The 18119-nt window shown below is 59.3% G+C and carries 17 protein-coding genes; 2 read left to right on the top strand and 15 right to left on the bottom strand.

The window, feature by feature from the left end:
• The first annotated feature begins 52 nt into the window (after positions 1-52).
• Positions 53-241 (top strand): hypothetical protein, encoded by a 189-nt coding sequence (locus C7J97_RS02960; protein WP_097779635.1) that lies wholly within the window; start codon positions 53-55, stop codon positions 239-241.
• A 100-nt stretch (positions 242-341) separates the two neighbouring features.
• On the opposite strand, the gene C7J97_RS02955 is transcribed toward C7J97_RS02960, so the two are convergent.
• The 13 genes from C7J97_RS02955 to C7J97_RS02895 form a co-directional block, all read right to left on the bottom strand.
• Positions 342-746: a Mini-ribonuclease 3 gene (locus C7J97_RS02955; protein ID WP_113991994.1), complete on the bottom strand. Its 405-nt coding sequence runs from the start codon at positions 744-746 to the stop codon at positions 342-344.
• 12 nt (positions 747-758) lie between these two features.
• Positions 759-2042 carry a GTPase ObgE gene (gene obgE / locus C7J97_RS02950; protein WP_113991993.1) on the bottom strand — a complete coding sequence of 428 codons (1284 nt, stop codon included), beginning with the start codon at positions 2040-2042 and terminating at the stop codon, positions 759-761.
• A gap of 142 nt (positions 2043-2184) precedes the next feature.
• The gene (gene rpmA, locus C7J97_RS02945) at positions 2185-2436 is read right to left on the bottom strand and encodes a 50S ribosomal protein L27 (RefSeq protein WP_005923362.1); all 252 of its coding nucleotides are present in this window, start codon (positions 2434-2436) and stop codon (positions 2185-2187) included.
• Between the two features lie 14 nt (positions 2437-2450).
• Positions 2451-2762 (bottom strand): 50S ribosomal protein L21, encoded by a 312-nt coding sequence (gene rplU / locus C7J97_RS02940; protein ID WP_015537858.1) that lies wholly within the window; start codon positions 2760-2762, stop codon positions 2451-2453.
• 147 nt (positions 2763-2909) lie between these two features.
• Positions 2910-3959 carry a prolipoprotein diacylglyceryl transferase gene (gene lgt / locus C7J97_RS02935; RefSeq protein WP_113991992.1) on the bottom strand — a complete coding sequence of 350 codons (1050 nt, stop codon included), beginning with the start codon at positions 3957-3959 and terminating at the stop codon, positions 2910-2912.
• The gene (gene yfmH, locus C7J97_RS02930; protein WP_113991991.1) at positions 3956-5269 is read right to left on the bottom strand and encodes an EF-P 5-aminopentanol modification-associated protein YfmH; all 1314 of its coding nucleotides are present in this window, start codon (positions 5267-5269) and stop codon (positions 3956-3958) included. Before yfmH ends, lgt begins: the two co-directional genes overlap by 4 nt.
• Positions 5256-6557, bottom strand: coding sequence for a M16 family metallopeptidase (locus C7J97_RS02925; protein WP_170126618.1), 1302 nt, complete (start codon positions 6555-6557; stop codon positions 5256-5258). The genes yfmH and C7J97_RS02925 overlap by 14 nt, the downstream gene beginning before the upstream one ends.
• 43 nt (positions 6558-6600) lie before the next feature.
• Positions 6601-7422 carry a M15 family metallopeptidase gene (locus C7J97_RS02920; protein ID WP_113991990.1) on the bottom strand — a complete coding sequence of 274 codons (822 nt, stop codon included), beginning with the start codon at positions 7420-7422 and terminating at the stop codon, positions 6601-6603.
• Positions 7423-7591: 169 nt separating this feature from the next.
• A complete protein-coding gene (locus C7J97_RS02915; protein ID WP_112121194.1) occupies positions 7592-8791 on the bottom strand; it encodes an aspartate kinase in 1200 nt (399 codons plus the stop codon).
• A gap of 84 nt (positions 8792-8875) precedes the next feature.
• Entirely contained in the window at positions 8876-9781 is a 906-nt protein-coding gene (thrB, locus tag C7J97_RS02910) for a homoserine kinase (protein WP_005923334.1), read from the bottom strand.
• Between the two features lie 18 nt (positions 9782-9799).
• Positions 9800-11035 carry a homoserine dehydrogenase gene (locus C7J97_RS02905; RefSeq protein WP_113991989.1) on the bottom strand — a complete coding sequence of 412 codons (1236 nt, stop codon included), beginning with the start codon at positions 11033-11035 and terminating at the stop codon, positions 9800-9802.
• A gap of 27 nt (positions 11036-11062) precedes the next feature.
• Entirely contained in the window at positions 11063-11503 is a 441-nt protein-coding gene (locus tag C7J97_RS02900) for an ACT domain-containing protein (protein ID WP_097783589.1), read from the bottom strand.
• 164 nt (positions 11504-11667) lie between these two features.
• Positions 11668-14211, bottom strand: a complete 2544-nt coding sequence (locus C7J97_RS02895; RefSeq protein ID WP_113991988.1) for a transglycosylase domain-containing protein — start codon at positions 14209-14211, stop codon at positions 11668-11670.
• 277 nt (positions 14212-14488) lie between these two features.
• Here C7J97_RS02895 and C7J97_RS02890 point away from each other — a divergent pair, with 277 nt between their 5' ends.
• Positions 14489-14863, top strand: a complete 375-nt coding sequence (locus C7J97_RS02890) for a hypothetical protein (protein WP_097785911.1) — start codon at positions 14489-14491, stop codon at positions 14861-14863.
• 50 nt (positions 14864-14913) lie between these two features.
• On the opposite strand, the gene C7J97_RS02885 is transcribed toward C7J97_RS02890, so the two are convergent.
• Together C7J97_RS02885 and C7J97_RS02875 are read right to left on the bottom strand one after the other, a co-directional pair.
• Complete coding sequence (locus C7J97_RS02885) at positions 14914-16692, bottom strand: Na/Pi cotransporter family protein (RefSeq protein WP_015537852.1); 1779 nt, start codon at positions 16690-16692, stop codon at positions 14914-14916.
• 759 nt (positions 16693-17451) lie between these two features.
• Entirely contained in the window at positions 17452-18108 is a 657-nt protein-coding gene (locus tag C7J97_RS02875) for a sortase (RefSeq protein ID WP_097785909.1), read from the bottom strand.
• Positions 18109-18119: the final 11 nt, after the last annotated feature.

The raw sequence follows: 18119 nt of genomic DNA, 5'->3' as shown, positions 1-18119 counted from the left end.
CTGTGAGGGCGGCCCCGCCCCCACAGCAACGACCGAAAGGAGCATTCACACCATGGAAAACCGCAGTGAGAACCGCAGTACCAATTGCAAGAACCAGACCTCCAACCGTACCAGCAGCAAGACCACCAACAGCGCCACCAACGAGCACAAGCACCCCAACCAGTACACCAAGGGTGCCGATGACGAGAGCGCCAAGAACTCCACCAACAGCCGTTCCACCAACGCGAAGAACAGCCGCTGATGGCGTAAGCGGCATCTGACGGACCGCAGATGCCAACAAGCAAAGCCCGCTGCCTTCCACCACTGGTTTCCAGTGCGGAAAGCAGCGGGCTTTCGCATTCTTATTTCTGGTCAGGGTCAAACTGCTGCCACAGCACCTCAAACAGCTGGTGCACGCGCTCCAGCTGTCCGTTCAGGTACAGCCAGCCCAGCAGGCATTCGAAGCCGGTAGAGGCACGGTACTCCTCCGGGGAGGCGTGCTTGGCGACGCTGGCCTTGCTGGCGTTGCGGCCGCGCTTGAACACAGCCAGCTCGTCCTCGGTGAACAGCGGCTCCAGCAGCTGCTCTTCCCGGAACTGCGCCTTGGCAGAGACATACTTGACCTTTTCGGCGTTCAGCTTTCCGGCTGAAAGGCGGTGGTGCTCCACCAGACGCTGGCGCACCAGCAGTTCCAGCACGCTGTCCCCTACAAAGGCCAGCGCCAGCGGGCTGAGCTCCCGCAGGTCGATCTTTTCTGATTCGTTCATGATGCTTTATCCTTAGAAGATATAGTCGAACTGATACTCGCCGATGAGAATGGTATCGTTCTCTTCCACGCCCTTCTGCACCAGCGCGTCCAGAATGCCGCTCTCGCCCAGCTGACGCTGGAAGAACTGCAGGCTCTCGTAGTCGTCCACGTTGCTGCCGGCCAGAATATACTCCAGCCACGGGGCATCCACGCTCCACACATGGGCTTCCATGCGCTGGATGGTGAAGTCGCGGCCGTTCTTCTTGGGCTCCGGCTTTTTGTACTCGGGGGTGAACACCGGCACCTGCGGGATATCCTTGAGACGGTTGTACACGAGGCCCGGCAGCTGCTTGACGCCCTGCATGGTGGCGGCAGAGATTGCCACAAAGGTCAGCCCCTTGCCCTCCACATACTGGCGGAAGGTCTCGATCTGCTCCTCGGTGGCAAGGTCGCACTTGTTGCCCACAACGATCTGCGGACGCTCGGCCAGCACGGGGCTGAACTTTGCCAGCTCCTCGTTGATCTTCTCAAAGTCCTCGATGGGGTCGCGGCACTCGCTGCCGGAAACATCCACAACGTGCAGCAGCAGGCGGCAGCGCTCCACATGGCGCAGGAAATCATGACCCAGACCGACGCCCTCGCTGGCACCCTCGATCAGGCCGGGAATGTCGGCGCAGACAAAGCTTGCGCCCTCACCCACCGACACAACGCCCAGCGTGGGCACAAGGGTGGTAAAGTGGTAGTTTGCGATTTTGGGCTTTGCCGCGCTGATGGTGGAGATGAGGGTGGACTTACCCACGTTGGGGAAACCGATCAGACCCACGTCCGCAATCAGCTTCAGTTCCAAGGTCACCTGCAGATCCTCGCCGGGCATACCGGGCTTTGCAAACTTGGGGATCTGGCGGGTGGGGGTGGCAAAGTGTGCATTGCCGTAGCCGCCGCGGCCACCCTTAGCAATGGTGACCGGGGTGTGGTCGGACAGGTCTGCGATAACAAGACCGCTCTCTGCGTCCTTGATCACGGTGCCCAGCGGCACCTTGATGACCAGATTTTCGGCATTTTTGCCGTGGCACAGGCTTGCGCCGCCCTTGCCGCCCTCCGGGGCCACATACTTGCGCTTATAGCGGAAGTCCATCAGGGTGGACAGATGGTCGTCCGCCACAAAGATGATATCGCCGCCCCGGCCGCCGTCACCGCCGTCCGGGCCGCCTGCGGCCACGAATTTTTCGCGGTGGAAGCTCACCGCGCCATCGCCGCCCTTGCCCGCATGGAGCCATATCGTGGCGATGTCGATAAAGTTAGTCTGTGCTGCCATACAGCCCCTCCTTAGCTTTATAGGCTTTTGCGTTTCAGCGCCCTCATCCGAGACAGCGCCACCCGAACACATAGCCTTATTTCATCAAAAAGAGCCGGGCCACAAGGGTCCGGCTCTACGATTGCAGTTATTCAGAAAGAAGTTACTGCTTAACGCTGCACTTCTTGCCGCTCTTGCCCACGCGCTCGAAACGGACAGTGCCGTCCACCAGAGCAAACAGGGTATCATCGCTGCCCTTGCCAACGTTCTCACCCGGCATGATGTGGGTGCCACGCTGACGAACCAGGATGTTGCCGGCCAGAACGAACTGACCGTCTGCACGCTTGGTGCCCAGACGCTGTGCTGCGGAATCGCGGCCGTTCTTGGTGCTGCCTACGCCCTTTTTATGTGCCATTGTAATTTACCTCCTTAGCCGTTGATCGCAGTGATCTCAACCTTGGTGTAGGGCTGACGATGGCCCATACGGCGAGCACTGTGCTTCTTTGCGCGATAGGTGATGATGTTCAGCTTCTTGCCCTTGCCATTCTTGATGACCTTGGCAGAAACGGTAGCACCCTCAACAACAGGAGCGCCAACCTTCACAGAACCCTCCTCGCCAATAGCGAGAACCTGATCAAACTTCACTTCGGAGTCGGCCTCAACGTCCAGCTTTTCGATGTAGACGATGTCGCCCTGCTCCACGCGGTACTGCTTACCGCCGGTAACAATGATTGCGTACATTTTGTTCATTCCTTTTCGTTGTACTCGCTGGTCGTAAAGGCAGACCCTTACAGCGGGCCATTTCAGGCGCCCACACCATGCGGCTAGAATATTATAGCAAAAACCAAACCGGATTGCAAGAGGAAATTTCCCCTTTTGCGCAGATTTTTACGCTTTTTTCTGCCCGGCCTGCTCTATGGCGGCTTTCACCTGCGCATTATAGGCCTCCGTCTTTTCCAAAAACAGCTTGCGCGGGCTGGAAGCCAGCAGCTGGGTGTCCTTACCTGCAAAGGAGATGGGGCCGTCCAGCTTCTTTTTAGCCGCCTTGTTCTCGGCGTTCAGCGCCAGCGGCACCAGCAGAGGCTTGCCCTTGCACTTGCGGGTAAAGTACACCTCTGCCGCAATGCCCGCCACCACGGCGATGCCTGCCACCAGCTGGGAAGCCCGCAGCCCGATGGAGGGCACCAGCATCAGGCTGTCGGTGCGCAGACCCTCGATCCAGAAACGGCCTGCGCCGTACCAGATCAGATACCGCAGGGTGATGTCGCCATTGAACTTGCGCTTTTTGATGTAGCGGAACAGCAGGAAGAAGCCCACAAAGCACCAGATGCTCTCATACAAAAAGGTGGGGTGCACCGGCAGGTTGGGGTCGATGACCACACCATTGGGCACCGTGACCGTGCTGCTCATCAGGTAAGCACGGGTCGTCTCGCTGTACATTCCCCAAGGCAGGGTGGTGTTGCAGCCAAAGGCTTCCTGATTGAAAAAGTTGCCCCAGCGGCCGCAGCCCTGCCCGAGGAGAAAGCCCATAGCGGTCAGGTCAAACATGGGCAGCACCGGCACGCCCCGCCACTTGCAGGCCAGACCACCGAACAAAAAGCCGCCAATGATGCCGCCGTAGATGGCAAGGCCGCCATCGCGGATGGCGATCATCTCCCAGATGCTTTCATATTTAAAAGGTGCCATAGCCACATAGTAGGCGCGGGCACTGATGATACCCAGCACCACGCCGATGAGGATGACGTCCACCATGCCGTCCGGGTCTACGCCGAACTCGATGCTGTGCCGGAAGGCAAAGACCAGTGCCAGACACAGACCCACCGCAATGCACACGCCGTACCAGTAAATGCTGACCCCGCCGATGGTAAAGGCCACGCGGTTCAGATGAAAACTCAGTCCCAGACCCGGGAACTGTACCAGATTTGTAAGATGGTTCATCCTTCTTCCTCCTCGTCCTCTTCTGCCGCCTGCGCCGTGCCGTCCGGCTGGATGTACATGGTAGCCATGCGGTCGGTGCACAGGATGTGCTGCAAGGCAGCGTCCGCATCCTCTGCGGTCAGCCCAGCCAGCATGGAGATCTGCTGCGCCACCGTCTGGCCGCTGAGGGCAAAGTCTGCCATCTGGCTGGCGGAGTCCTCCACGTTTTCCAGATTTTCGATCAGCTGGCCGTACTTTTCGTTCTTGCACAGGGTAAACACTTCCCTGTCCACACCGGCGGCGCGCACCCGGGCGATCTCGTCCAGCAGCAGCTGGCGCACGGTGTCCGGCACATCGCTCTCGCCGGTGAACAGGATGCAGCAGCAGCCGTCCACCCGCAGCACCTCGCCGCCAAAGCCGGGGTTCACAAGACCTTCGTCATACAGGCGGCGGTACAGCGGCGACATTCCGCCCACGATGCAGCTGAGCACAAGGTCGTACAGCGCCTCGGTGCGCAGATCATCCGCAGGCAGCGGCTCTTCCTTAAAGCCCACGCCGAAGCAGGGCTTAGAAACCGGCATGGTCAGCGTTTTTTCCGTGGCGGCAAGGGTCATGGGCTCCGAAGCCCACAGCCGCTGCACCTTCTGTGCCGGGCGGGGCTCCATCAGGCCGTGCCGCTTGCAGGCAGCCAAAATCTGCTCCATGGTGGTGTTGCCGGCAGCAGCCAGCACCATATTGCCCGGGGCATAAAAGGCCTTGCAGCTATTGTACAGCATGGCGGGCGTGATCTCGGCAATGCTTTCCACCGTGCCCGCAATGTCGCTGCGGATGGGGTGGCTGTGGTACAGGCACTCGAACAGGCCGGTGATGAGCCGCCAGTCCGGGCTGTCATCGTACATTTTGATCTCCTGCCCGATGATGCCCTGCTCCTTGGCGATGGTCTGCTCGGTAAAGTAGGGGTGGCCTACCATGCCCAGCAGCACGTCCAAGCTTTCGTCCAGCTGCTGGGTGGCGGTGAACAGGTAGCAGGTGCGGTCAAAGCTGGTAAAGGCGTTGGCGTTGGCACCGGTCTTTGCGTACTTGGCAAAAGCGTCGCCGTCCTCGTCCTCGAACATCTTGTGTTCCAGAAAATGCGCCACACCCGCCGGCAGATGCACCGTTTGCCCGTTCAGGCAGAAATCCCGGTCGATAGAGCCGAACTTGGTGGCATAGATCACATGGGTGCTGGAATAGCCCGGCATGGGGCGCACCAGCACCGTCAGGCCGGAGGGCAGGGTCTGCCACTGGTCGGCCACGGTCTTTTCCAGCAGGGTCTGGTTATTCTGCGGCATGGGCAGCATCCTCCTTTGTAAGCAGATAGCTGACCGAGAGGGTCAGGCGGCGCAGGATATCCCGCACCTCGTCCTTGGTCACGGTGCGCAGGGCATTCCGCGCCTGCTCCGGGCTCTGGATAGGCGCAGCGCTGTTGGCACCGGCGCGCAGCACCTCGATGTAGTACCAGCTCTCGATGCCGCCAAGACTGTCCTCTACCCCGTTCATGCCGCTGAGCAAACCCCGGCGGCAGTCCTCAAATTCCTCATCGGTAATGGGGCCGGTGCACAGGTCTGCAAGCTCTTTCAGAATCGCCTGCTCTGCGCGGGCGGCATCGGCGTGCTCCACGCCGCTGTTCACCGCCATGCTGCCGGTAAAGCTCTGGAACGAGGAGGAGCAGTAGTAGCACAGATGGTCCCGTTCCCGCACATTGAGGAACAGGCGGCTGGTCACGCTGCCGCCGTACAGTGCCATGGCAAGGCGCACGGCTGCCAGCTGCTGCGGCTGCATGGGCTGCCCCAGCGTGAACAGCATACACAACTTTGCCTGCACCATATCGTAGTTTTCGGTCTTGTGCACCGGTGCAATGGCGGGCATGGCCATGTTTTCCACCAGCGGCAGCGGGGCGCGGTCGATGCAGGCAAGTTCTGCCAGCAAAGCGTCCCGGATGGCGGCGGTCTGGGCGGCATCGCAGCCCAGCACCAGCAGCTCGATATTGGCGGTGCGCAGCATCTGCCGGTAGGCGGCGGTCAGCATGGCCGGGGTAAGGCCGTCCACCTCTTCCAGATAGCCCTCCTGCCGCACGCCCGCCGGGCTGTCGCCAAAAAATTCCCGGTTGGCCTGATGCAGACAGTAGATACGTTTATCGTTGATCTCGTCCTCAAGGCCCTTTTTCAGCATCTGCTTTTCAATGCTGACGGCCTGCGGGTCAAAGCAGCCGTCCACAAAATACGGATGGAAGGCCGCACCCAGCGCAATTTTCGTGTACTCGGCGGTCAGCGCCTCACCCTCCAGCGCAAAAGCATCCTTGATGCCGGTCACACTGACGCAGAGGTTATGGTTGCAGCCCATGGGGCGGGCGTCCACGGTCAGGTCTGCGCCGTAGAGCTTTGCCAGCTTTTTGGTGAGGCGGGTCATATCCGGGCAGTCCGCATAGCCGCGCTCCATCACCAGCGGCAAAAGCGCATGGGCAGTGGCCGTTTTACGCTGGGCCGGGAAAGCAAAATGGATGCTGATGCGGCAGCGGTTGAATTTAGAAGCCGGGTCGCAGGAAAGATGCACGCCCGGTGCAATGAGAGTACGTTCCAATGATAGTTCCCTTCTCTCTGTGCCGCAGCACAGAGCATTTGATTCAGTCTGCCCTCTGCAGGGCGATGAACTCTTCCAGGCTCAGGCCGCTGGCGCGGATGGCAAGGGCGTTTTCCACCCCCACATAGCGCCAGTGCCACGGCTCGAACACGATGCCGGTGGCGGCCTGCCGGTCCTGCGGGTAGCGCAGGATAAAGCCGTATTCCGCCGCGTAGGCCGTAAGCCACTCGTAGGCGCGGGTCTCGGCAAAACCGGTGTCCTGCTGCGGATTGTCCGCGCTGAGGATATCTGCCGCGTAGCCGGTGCCGTGCTCGTTGGCGTTGGCGGCGGGCTGGATGGTAGCCGCCAGACGGGCAGCTTCCTCTTCGGACTTGCGCTTATCGCGGTAGGTCTGCACCCGGGCCTCGTAGGCGGCCTGACGGGTGTCGGCGCCCTGATAACCGGCCACAAGGGTCAGGCTGACGCCGTCCGCCTGCGCGGCGGCAGCCATGCTGCGATACTGCATGGCTGCTTCGGCTTCCAGCTGCTGGCCGGTGGCCTCGTCGGCGGTGTCCAGCAGCGGGGCGGGCTCGGCGGTATAGGGCAGGTTGGCGTTCACCAGTACCAGCCGGGCATCTGCGGCGTTAAATACATAGTCTGTGCCGTCGTACACGCTGGCTGCAAATACCTTTGGCCCGGCCAGCAGGCCGTGCACCTTGGGCAGCAGCCACAGGATGCCGCCGGTCAGCAGCGCCACCACTGCCGCGCAGCCGGCCAGAAACAGTACCCAGTTGCGGGCCAGCCGCAGCATTTTGCGGCGCTTCCATTGTTGATAGGTCAGGCGCTTCTCAGCAGGCGCTCTGGAGGTACGGGTGGATTCACTCATGCGGCGGGGCTCCTTTTCGGCATTGTTGCAGCGCCGGTGCGCCGCACAGATTCAAACTATATTATACACCCCTTTGCAATTTGTGTAAACGCCGCCGTGTGTAAAAAAATTATGACCCGCCCACCCCCGGCAGGGAGCAGACAGGCCATAACTGAAAATTTTACGCAGATCAGTCAAACAGCATATCGTGGATGGCACCGACAGCCTTGTCGGCGTCTGCACGGTCGATGATGCAGGAGATCTTGATCTCGCTGGTGGAGATCATTTTGATGTTGATATTGTTGTTGGACATTGCCTCGAACATCTTGGAGGCAACGCCGCTGTGGCTCTGCATACCGGCACCCACAATGGAGACCTTAGCGCAGGTGGTGTCCACGCTGACATCGCTGAAGTGTGCACTTTCCTTCAGCACACGCATGGCCAGCTCGGCTTCGCCTTCGGAACAGGTAAAGCTGATGTCCTTCTTGCCGTCGCGGCCGGTGGACTGCAGAATGATGTCCACGTTGATGTTCTTCTGTGCCAGCAGGCCGAAGATCCTAAAGCTCATGCCCGGCTCATCGGGAACGTTGAGAATCGTGATAACGGCAACATCGGTGTCCTTGGCGACACCCTTGATCAGCATACCTTCCATGTCCTTTGTAACCTCCTTAACCACCGTACCCGGGATGGGGTTCAGGCTGGAGAGCACCTCCAGCTCCACATTGTACTTTTTAGCCAGCTCCACGCTGCGGTTGTTCAGCACCTGTGCGCCCAGAGATGCCAGTTCCAGCATCTCGTCAAAGGTGATCTCCTCCAGCTTACGGGTGTTGCTCACCTTGCGCGGGTCGGCGGTATAAACGCCCTCCACATCCGTGTAGATCTGGCAGCGGTCAGCGTGCAGGGCAGCGGCAATCGCCACAGCACTGGTGTCGGAGCCGCCGCGTCCCAGAGTGGTGATGTCATCCAGCTTGTTCAAGCCCTGGAAGCCTGCCACCACCACCACGCGGTTGCGCTCCAGCTCGGAGGAGATCCGCTCGGTCTCCAGCCGGGTGATGCGCGCCTTGGTGTAGGCACGGTCGGTACGGAAGCCCGCCTGCCAGCCGGTCAGGCTGATGGCATGGCAGCCCAGCTCGTTCAGCGCCATGGCCAGCAGTGCGATGCTGATCTGCTCGCCGGAGGCCAGCAGCATATCCATCTCACGCGCCGAGGGGTTATGGGTGATCTCCCCTGCCTTGGCGATCAGGTCATCGGTGGTGTCGCCCTGTGCGGAGACTACCACCACTACGTCATTGCCCGCGTTGTGGGTGTTGGCCACGATCCGCGCAACGTTGAAGATACGGTCACGGTCCTTTACGGAAGAACCGCCGAATTTCTGTACGATCAACGCCATATCTTGTCACTCTCCTCTTTAACGCCCCGCGCTTGCGGGGGGCTTGCCGGGCGGAAGCGTCCTTGCACTTCCCTTACCCATTTATCATTCCACGGTTGCGCCGGTGTTATCGGCATCCAGCTGCAACAGTGTAAATGCTTCACATCCGTCCAGACCTTCCAGCAGCTCCAGACCTTTTTCCAGCTTGGAATAGAACTTCTCGGCCTCGGCCTTTTCTGCCACAGCCATGACGGTGCTGCCTGCACCGGACACATACACGGCCTTTGCGCCGCACAGCCGCGCCATATCGAACACCTCGCGGGAGCCGGGCATCAGGGGCATGCGATACTGCTGGTGCAGCTTATCCTCGGTGGCAATGGCCAGCAGGTCGTGCCGCCCCTCGCAGAAAGCTGCGGGCACCAGCGCCGCACGGGACAGGTTATACACCGCGTCCTTATGGGATACCTCTTTAGGCAGGGCAGCGCGGGCTGCCTCGGTCAGCAGCTTGTAGTCCGGCACGATGGCAGCAAAGCAGAGGCTTTCATCCACATTCCGCTTGACCGAATACACCTTGCCGTCCTCGAACACGCTGCTGGTCAGGCCGCCCAGCAGTGCCGGAGCCACGTTATCGGGGTGTCCCTCAATGGCAGTTGCCAGCGTGAGCAGCTCCTGCGTGTTGAGCACATCGCCCAGCATCCGGTTTGCGCCCAGCAGACCCGCGATGATGCAGGCCGAAGAAGAGCCCAGACCCCGTGCCATGGGGATGGGGTTCGTCTGGGTGATCTTAAGGGGCGGGATCTGCTTGCCAACCTTTTCGAACAGACCCTTGGCGGAGCGGTACACGAGATTCGACTCGCCCCGGGGGATGCGGGTGCCGTCCGATGCCGATATCTCCAGCACCTCGCTGTCCTCAAAGGTAACCGTGTTGTACAACGTAACTGCCAGACCCAGCGCATCGAAGCCGGAGCCCACGTTGGCGCTGGTGGCAGGGACCGAAACCTTGATCTTCATTGCCGCAGTTCCTTTCCGTTACACTTCCTCGGGCAGACGCTTGAGCACCAGCTTCACGCTGCCGCCCACGGCCTCCACCTTGCGCGCGGCCTCTGCCAGCGCACGTTCATCGGTGCGCTTCACAAAGTAGGCGCAGCCCTCGTACCGCTCATCCACCACTTTGCCGTAGCCGTAGATGGCCTCCACCACAGCGGGTGCAATGCCCGCCACACGCACATAATATGCAGCAGGAGCCGGGTCGGTGAGCATGCCGTCCACCGGGTCCGCAGGCTGCCAGAACAGGCTGTCGTGCACCTGTGCGCCGTTTTTCAGCGCATCCACCACGTCTGCCACCACAGCGCTGGCGGTAGGCAGCTTGCCTGCGCCCTTGCCGTAGAACACCACATCGCCCAGCATATCGCCCTTGACCAGCACCGCGTTGAACACATCGTCCACGCTGGCCAGCTGGTTTGCCTTGGGCACCAGACACGGCTCTACACCGGCGGCCACGCTGCCGTCCTTGCCAAGCTTCATCCATGCGATCAGCTTGATAACGCAGCCCAGCTTTTCGGCGCTGGCCACATCGGCGGCGGTAATGGCGCGGATGCCCCGGGTGGGGATGTTCTGGGGGTAGATCTGGTGGCCGCACACCATGGAGGACAGGATGGCGATCTTGCGGCAGGCGTCGCGGCCGTCCACGTCATCGCTGGGGTCCTTGGTCTCTGCGTAACCCAGCTCCTGCGCAATTTGCAGCGCATCCTCAAAGCCCAGTCCCTCCCGCACCATCTTGGTGAGCATGAAGTTGGTGGTACCGTTCACGATGCCCTCCACCTCGGTGATGACGTTGGCCGCCAGGCACTGGTGCATGGGGGTGATGATGGGCGTACCGCCGCCCACAGAGGCCTCGAACAGGAAGGCACAGTCGTGCTCCTTGGCCAGTGCCAGCAGCTCTGCACCGTAGGTGGCCACCATCTCCTTGTTGGAGGTGCACACGCTACGGCCGCTCTCCAGACACGCCTTGACGTAGGGGTAAGCAAAGCGGGTACCGCCGATGGTCTCCACCACCACCCGGATCTCCGGGTCCTGCAGGATCACGTCGATATTCTTGACCACCAAAGGCTCCACCGGGTTGCCGGTAAAATCCTTCGGATCCAGAATATATTTTACCTCCACCGGTTCGCCAGCCCGGCGGGAGACGCTTGCAGCATTGTGGCACAGCACCTCGTATACGCCGCTGCCCACCGTGCCAAAGCCCAGAATTGCAATTTTAGCCATACTCTCTTTCCCTCGTTTCCTGTTTTGTTACAGGTTATACCCACAGCGCACACTCACCACCATGCGCTGGCGCGAAAGCTTCTCGGTCAACTCCTCCGGGGACATCTGCATGGTATCGGTGCGGATGGTGACCGCCACCAGCGCAGCCCCATTCTCCGGGGTGGACTGGTTGATGGTCACAATACTGGCACCTGCGGCGCTGATGCCGGCCAGAAGGCTTTGCAGTGCACCGGTCTCGTCCCGCAGGGTGGCCATGACCGTGATGACCTCACGGCCGTTCTCTGAATCAAAGATACAATCCTTATACTTATAAAATGCACTGCGCGAAAGCTCTACGGCGCGGGTCGCAGCCGAAATGCTGCGGGCTTCGCCGCTGGCCAGCAGCTCCTTGGCGCGTACCACCTTGAGAAAAACCTCCGGCAGCACCTGCGCATCCACCAGATAAAAACGGCGTTCCAACTTGTTCACCTCTCAAACACAAGTGTTCTTGTAGAAAATATAATAGCATCCGAACCCCTGCAATGCAAGTGCCCGGATGCTATTTTGTCACTTTGTCCAGTTTTGTCTTGTGAAGTGCGCCCTGTCCTTGCCGGATTTTTCAGCAAAGGGGTGAAAAAGTACGATTTTTGTCCTTATTCCGTGTCCAGTGCGCTGGTATCGGTGGGGATGACCGGCTGGGTAGGCACAGCATCGTCTGTGTTCTCGGCAGGGGCAGCAGCCTGCGGTGCGGCATGGGAATAGGTGCAGGTATCGGGCAGGTCATCGGCACGGTAGTAGCCCACGGCAGTGCTCGGGCAGCCTGCACCGGCCAGCAATCCGCTCTGGGTGCAGTAACGGCGCTCCACCACGCCTGCGGAGGTGGGGAATGCCTTATAGGGCAGGTCTGCCTGTGCCTGCTCCATCAGTGCCTTCCACGCCATAACACAGGTGCGGGTCTTGGCTTGCTGCTTGGACAGAGTCTTGGTCATATCGTAAGGTGCATCATATCCCCACCACACAGCGGTGACATAGTAGGGCGTGCCGCCCACGAACCACAGATCCTTTTCGTCGCTGGCAGTACCGGTCTTACCAAAGGCCTCCATGCCGTTGGAGTTGGGGTAGCGGCCGCTGGCAGTACCTACGCTGGAGAACAGAACGTTCTTCAGCAGACGGTTCATGACATAAGCGGTATCGGGGGTCAGTGCCTGATAGCTGGTGGCGTTGTTTTCCAGATAGATGTTGCCTTCCCGGTCCAGCACACGGGTGTACAGGTGCGGGGTGGTGTACTCGCCGTCATAGAAGATCTGGAAGGCTGCGGCCAGCGCCATGGGCGTAACACCCTTGGTCTGGCTGCCCATGACCATCTGCGCCAGACCCACATCGTTGGTGGGGTCCAGCGTATTCAGCTGCAGGGTGTTGTAGACGAAGTTGAAGATATTGCTTGCGCCCACAAGGTCGCCCACGCGGACTGCGATGGTATTCAGCGAGCGGGCAAGGCCGTTCCACAGCGGGAGATCGCTGCCGTCGCCATAGTTGCCGCCGTAGTTGCGCGGCCAGCTGCGCCATGCGTTGGGGTAAGCGCGGAGCTGCTTGTCGGAGAGCCCCATCAGGCCATTCTTGCGGCAGTAGTCCTCGTCCCGGATGATCATATCCTGCTTCTGGTACAGGGGGGAGTTGTTGAGCATGGTGGACCAGTTGACCAGACCGTACTCAATGCCCAGCGCATAGGCACCGATGGGCTTGATGGTAGAACCGGTCTGCCGCTCCACATTATAGGCGCGGTTCAGGGAAAGGCTCTTGGTCTTTTCGCCCAGGCCGCCCGCAATGGCCAGCACATTGCCGTCATAGTCCAGCGTGACCATAGCAGCCTGCGTGCGCACGTTGCGGTAATAGTAGACGGTGCCATCTTCGCCGGTGCGGGTCTTGGGGGTACCGTCTTCGTTGAACACCTGCACATCATCGTCCGAAATAGAGGTGACCTCTTCCTCATGCCAGCCCGCCGGGAAGTAGGCATCGTCGGTGTTCAGCATCAGGTTTTCCATCTGGGACTGCAGCTTGGTGTTGACAGTGGCTTCGATGGTAAAGCCGCCGGTGTAGAGCAGCTTCTGTGCCTCGGACTCGCTGATGCCCTCCTTGGTCATGATGTCCTGCACGACCTCGTTGAACAGTGCATCGGTGAAGTAGGAGGTGACGGTGCTGGGCTTTTTGCCGCTGTCTTCTTCGGCCAGCACAAGGGGCTGTGCAGCGCCGTTGCGGTAGTCCTCCTCGCTGATCACACCCTGCTGCCACATATTGTACATGATGAAGTTGCGGCGGTGGATCAGATTTTCGGGGTTCGTATAGGGGTTATAGTTGGTGGGGTTTTTGGTAATAGATGCAATGGTGGCGCACTCCCACAGGCTCAGCTGGCTGACGTCCTTGTTGAAGTATTCGTTGGCCGCCGTCTGCACACCCTGAATGGTGCCGGTAAAGCTGATGGTGTTCAGGTACGCCTCCAGAATGGTCTCCTTGGAGTAGCTGCGGCTCAGGCAGAGGGCGCGGTAGATCTCGCGCACCTTGCGCAATGCGCCATCGATACCGCTGGCGCTGTTGTCATCGGTCAGGTTCTTGATGAGCTGCTGTTCCAGTGTGGATGCGCCCTGCTTGGAGCTGTAAATGGGCAGCAGATACTCATTGATCATTGCGCCGATGGTGCGCTTGAAGTTGACGCCAGGCTCTGAGTAGAAGTCCTTATCCTCGGTGCAGATGAAGGCATACTGCAAATTGGAGGGGATCTGCTCAAGGTCTGCCCAAACGCGGTGGCTGTTGGAAGAGCGCAGGGTGGCATACTCCACCTGTGCGCCGGTATCCGGGTCGGTAGCTACCACCATACTGGACTGGCTCAGCTGAATGTTGTCCAAGTCCAGCAGGTCACCGTCGTTGGCAGTAGCCTGCACCACATAGAACACCATGCCCACGGCCACCACGCTGCCCAGCATGATGCCAAGGCAGAGCACCGTAGCGACGGTGCGGCCAATGAACCGCAGGATGGGATGCTTGCTCTTTTCCTTTGGCGGCTTGGGGCTTTTGGGTGCCTTGGGCGCGCGGGTACGGTTTTCCGCTGCGGGGCGTGCTTCGCGGCGGCTCTGGGAAACATTGACCTTACGTCCCACCGGGCGGGCAGGCTGCTCCTCGCCGCCCCGGTGGATCTTTCTCATCTCATTGTTGGAGATAGGGATCGCCTCCTGACATTTCAAGACTGTTGCCGGGCATAGCTGCACCGGGCTTTATCCACAACGTTTGTGACACGAAATTTCAAACTGCAATACCATATTATAGCACGCAAGCCCCAGCCGGGCAAGAACCAATCTTTGCGCGCTGAGCAGATATAAATAGTATAACACACTCTCTTGTGGAAAGTACAGTATCTGCGTGTGAAAATTGTCTGCCATCCGCCAAAACGGGGCATACTTACCGGGGAAGGGAGTGTTTTTTATGCGCAAGCTGTCTGTCTGCCTGTTCTACGGGCTTTGCGTATTCACCATTGTATTCAGTCTGTTCTGGATGGCGCTGCCAAAGCTGCCGCTGTCCCAAAGCCCCGCCGGGTCTGAGACCGACCCCGCCTCTCCCCTGAGCCTTGCCGCGCAGGCAGTGCCCCAGACGAACACTGCCCGCTACTGCCTGCAAGACAGCGGCGGGCGGGTGGCGGTGTACACCTGCCGCGCCGACGGTACCCCGGGCACCCTGATCCGCGTGACCGGCATCTACACCAATCTTCTGCCCGAAAACGACGCCTTACGCATCAAGCGCGGGCTTGTGGTCAACAGCCCCCGGGAGCTGGACCTGCTGCTGGAGGATTTGGGGGAGTAAATGCAACGAGCCGCTGCACGATGTGCAGCGGCTCGTTGCATTTATATGATTCAGGCTTCCATTTCTTCCAGCGGCACAAGGTATTCCTTGCGGCACTGCTCGTACTCCAGCATATAGTCCTTGCTGGGGCTGTGGTGCATGATGTTTTTCAGGGTGTGAGAGTCGTAATCATCGCCGGCCTCCATGCCCACCATGCGCACCGCAATGTTGGAGCAGTGGTCGGAGATACGCTCGGCGTTGTTCAGCACATCCAGGAACACCACGCCGGTGTCGATGGAGCAGATCCCGTCCTTCAGACGGAGGATGTGCTGGTCGCGCAGACGCTCCACCATCACATCAATGATCTCCTCCAGCGGCTCCACCTGTGCAGCCTTCTGGACATCATCGTTTTCAAAGGCCTCGTCCGTCAGAACCAGAATGCGCTCCAATGCGGCATCCAGCAATTGCAGTTCCTTTTTGGCGCTCTCGCTGAAGCTGGCTTCCTTGTCGTACAGCTCCTCGGCCTTTTCCATGATGTTCACGGCATAGTCGCCGATACGCTCGAACTCGGTGACAAAATTCAGCAGCTCGGTCACCGCGTGGCTTTCGTCGTCGCCCAGCTCCTGATCGGTCAGTTTGATCAGGTAGTTGGTGATCTCCACCTCCATGCGGTCGATCAGGTTCTCGCGTACCTTAATGGCGCTCACGGTCTCCTCGTCCATTTTCAAAAGCAGCGGCGCGGCCAGACCCACGTTGCGGGCGGCGCGGCGAGACATCTTGATCACCGCATTCTTCGCCTGCTGCAAGGCCACTGCCGGGCTCTTGTACAGACGCTCGTCCAGCACCGGCATGCTCAGCTCCTGTGCTTCCTCCACGCTGCTGGGCACCGTGAGCATCGCCAAGCGGCTCAGCACTCCGCTGCAAGGCAGGAACAGCAGCATGGCGCATACGCTGGACAAGGTATGGATGTTTGCAATGGAGCTCTTGTTCATCACATCGCCCCACATGGGGATGCCGATGGTGAATTGCACCGCATAGATCAGCGCCAGCAGGATCACACTGCCGATGACGTTGAAGTACAGGTGGATGAGCGCTGCCCGCTTACCATCCTTGGAGGAGCCGCCGATGGTGAGCAGCGGGGTGAACGCCGTACCGATATGTGCACCCAGAATGATGGGAATGGCAGAGCTGAAGGTGACAAGCCCTGTGCTGGACAGTGCCTGCAGAATACCCACCGAAGCGGAGGAGGACTGGATGATCACGGTGACCACCACGCCCACCAGAACGCCCAGAATGGGGTTGGTCATGGTGACAAACAGATTCTGAAAGACGGCGCTCTCCCGCAGGGGAGCAACGCCGGTATCCATCAGGCTCATGCCGGTAAACAAAATGCCGAAGCCCAGCATGATCTGGCCGATATTCTTCTTTTTGGCATTGCGCAGGAACACATAAAAAATGCAGCCAATAAACGCCACCACGGGGGCAAAGGTCTTGGGCTGGATCAAGGTCAGCCACAGGCTGTCGCCTGAGATATCCGCCATGCGGATCAACTGACCTGTTACCGTAGTACCAATATTTGCACCCATGATCACGCCTACCGACTGCGTCAGTGTCATGATACCGGAGTTGACCAGACCGACACAAATAACCACCGTACCAGCCGACGACTGGATGACGCCGGTGATCAGTGTGCCGAAGATCACGCCTTTGATGGTAGAGGAGGTAAGCTTTTGCAATACGCCCTGCATCTTGCCGCCTGCCAGCTTTTCCAGACCGGCGCCCATGATGGACATGCCGTACAGGAACAGCGCAACGCCGCCCAGCAGAGAGGTAATGTGTGTGATATCCATAACGATACTCCTAATATGAAACTTCCCTTTTAATCCTTTACAGCACACAGCCGTCGGAACCTTGCACGCGCAACGCCTGCCCTGTTCCGGAAGCCGCTTACTTTTATTATACCATCAAAGGGGGCGTCTCAACAAGGTTTATTTTACAGGAAAGTTACTTTTTTTACACATTCCGCAACATATTTCCGGGCGGCAAGCAAAAAGATTTCCGTTATTTTACATACATTTTACATTCAGCTTTCCCAGATGCGATATGCCGCCGCTTACCCGGCCAGCTCTTCCATGGCCTCCCGCACTGTGTCGGCCGAAAACAGGAACACACCACTGCCGGTGTATACCTCCACATGACTGCCCACATAACGCAACTCAAAATCCTTCATGGTGTTTCCCTCCTGTGTTTCTGTTTTGTTCCGGGGCTTTCCCAGTGAACACAGTATCGCATAATTCAGATACCATAAAAAGGACTTTCAAACGTTTTTGCGGATTTTTGCGTAAAAAACAGCGTATGCTCCCCAGTCTGCTCACGCTGTACACGGCCATTTTCCTCGGAGATCAGGTCTTTGGCAGTCCCCGCAGCGCCGCATTTCCGCAGGAAACAGGCGCTGGAGCTGCCGTTTTCCGTCACGACCCACTACTGTGAAAATGGGATAGCGGAGCGTCCGCAGACGCTCCGCTATCCTGAAATTAAAAATAAATTTTCCGCTGATAATGGCTATAGCAAAGCGGAAGCCCTTCCAAATCATCCTGCTGTGCAAAGCATTATTCTGCCGCGTCCGTCACACGGACGGGGTAGCCTGTCCGCACACAGCGCACCGCGTAGCGGGAACCGCCGCCGGAGGTGCAGGTGAACAGGGTCAGATCCCAGTTGTCCGTCTCGGTATCGGTGGTCATCTCCTCGATCTGGGTGGGGCGCAAAGTCTCCACGCTCTCCACCTCATAGCTCCAGCGCAGACCGTCCGCATCCGTAAAATAGACCGAACTGCCGATGGCCAGCCACTTGATGGGGCTGAAGTGCATTGCGTAGTTGTGGCCGCAGATCACAAGATCATCGCCATAGGTGGTGCCGCTGTACCGCCCGGGGGCGATCTTCAGCCCGGCGTAGCTCCACTGCGCCATCACCGGCAGCTCCCGTTCTACCGCCGGGATGGAAAGCACCCCGATGTAGTCCCGCCCTTCCACCTCCACAGTGGTCATCTCCTGCGTCGGGTCCAGCACCGGCTGCGGGGCTGCAGTCTCGTTTTCCTGCTGGTGCTCCGTAATGGTCTTTTGCATGGTCTGCTCCAGCTCGCCCAATACTTCCTGCGAAGCCTTTTCTGCCCGGGCGGCATCCCACCGGTTGTAGCCCAGCAACCCGGCGGCGCATAAGATCAGCACCGCGCCCAGCACCATGCACAGCCTGCCGATTTTCCGTTTCATTGCATTCCATC

Origin of the sequence: Faecalibacterium prausnitzii, assembly GCF_003324185.1 — a bacterium.
Lineage (GTDB): Bacteria > Bacillota > Clostridia > Oscillospirales > Ruminococcaceae > Faecalibacterium > Faecalibacterium prausnitzii.
Note: the sequence above shows the minus strand (reverse complement) of the source record. Positions and strands in the feature narration are given on the sequence as shown.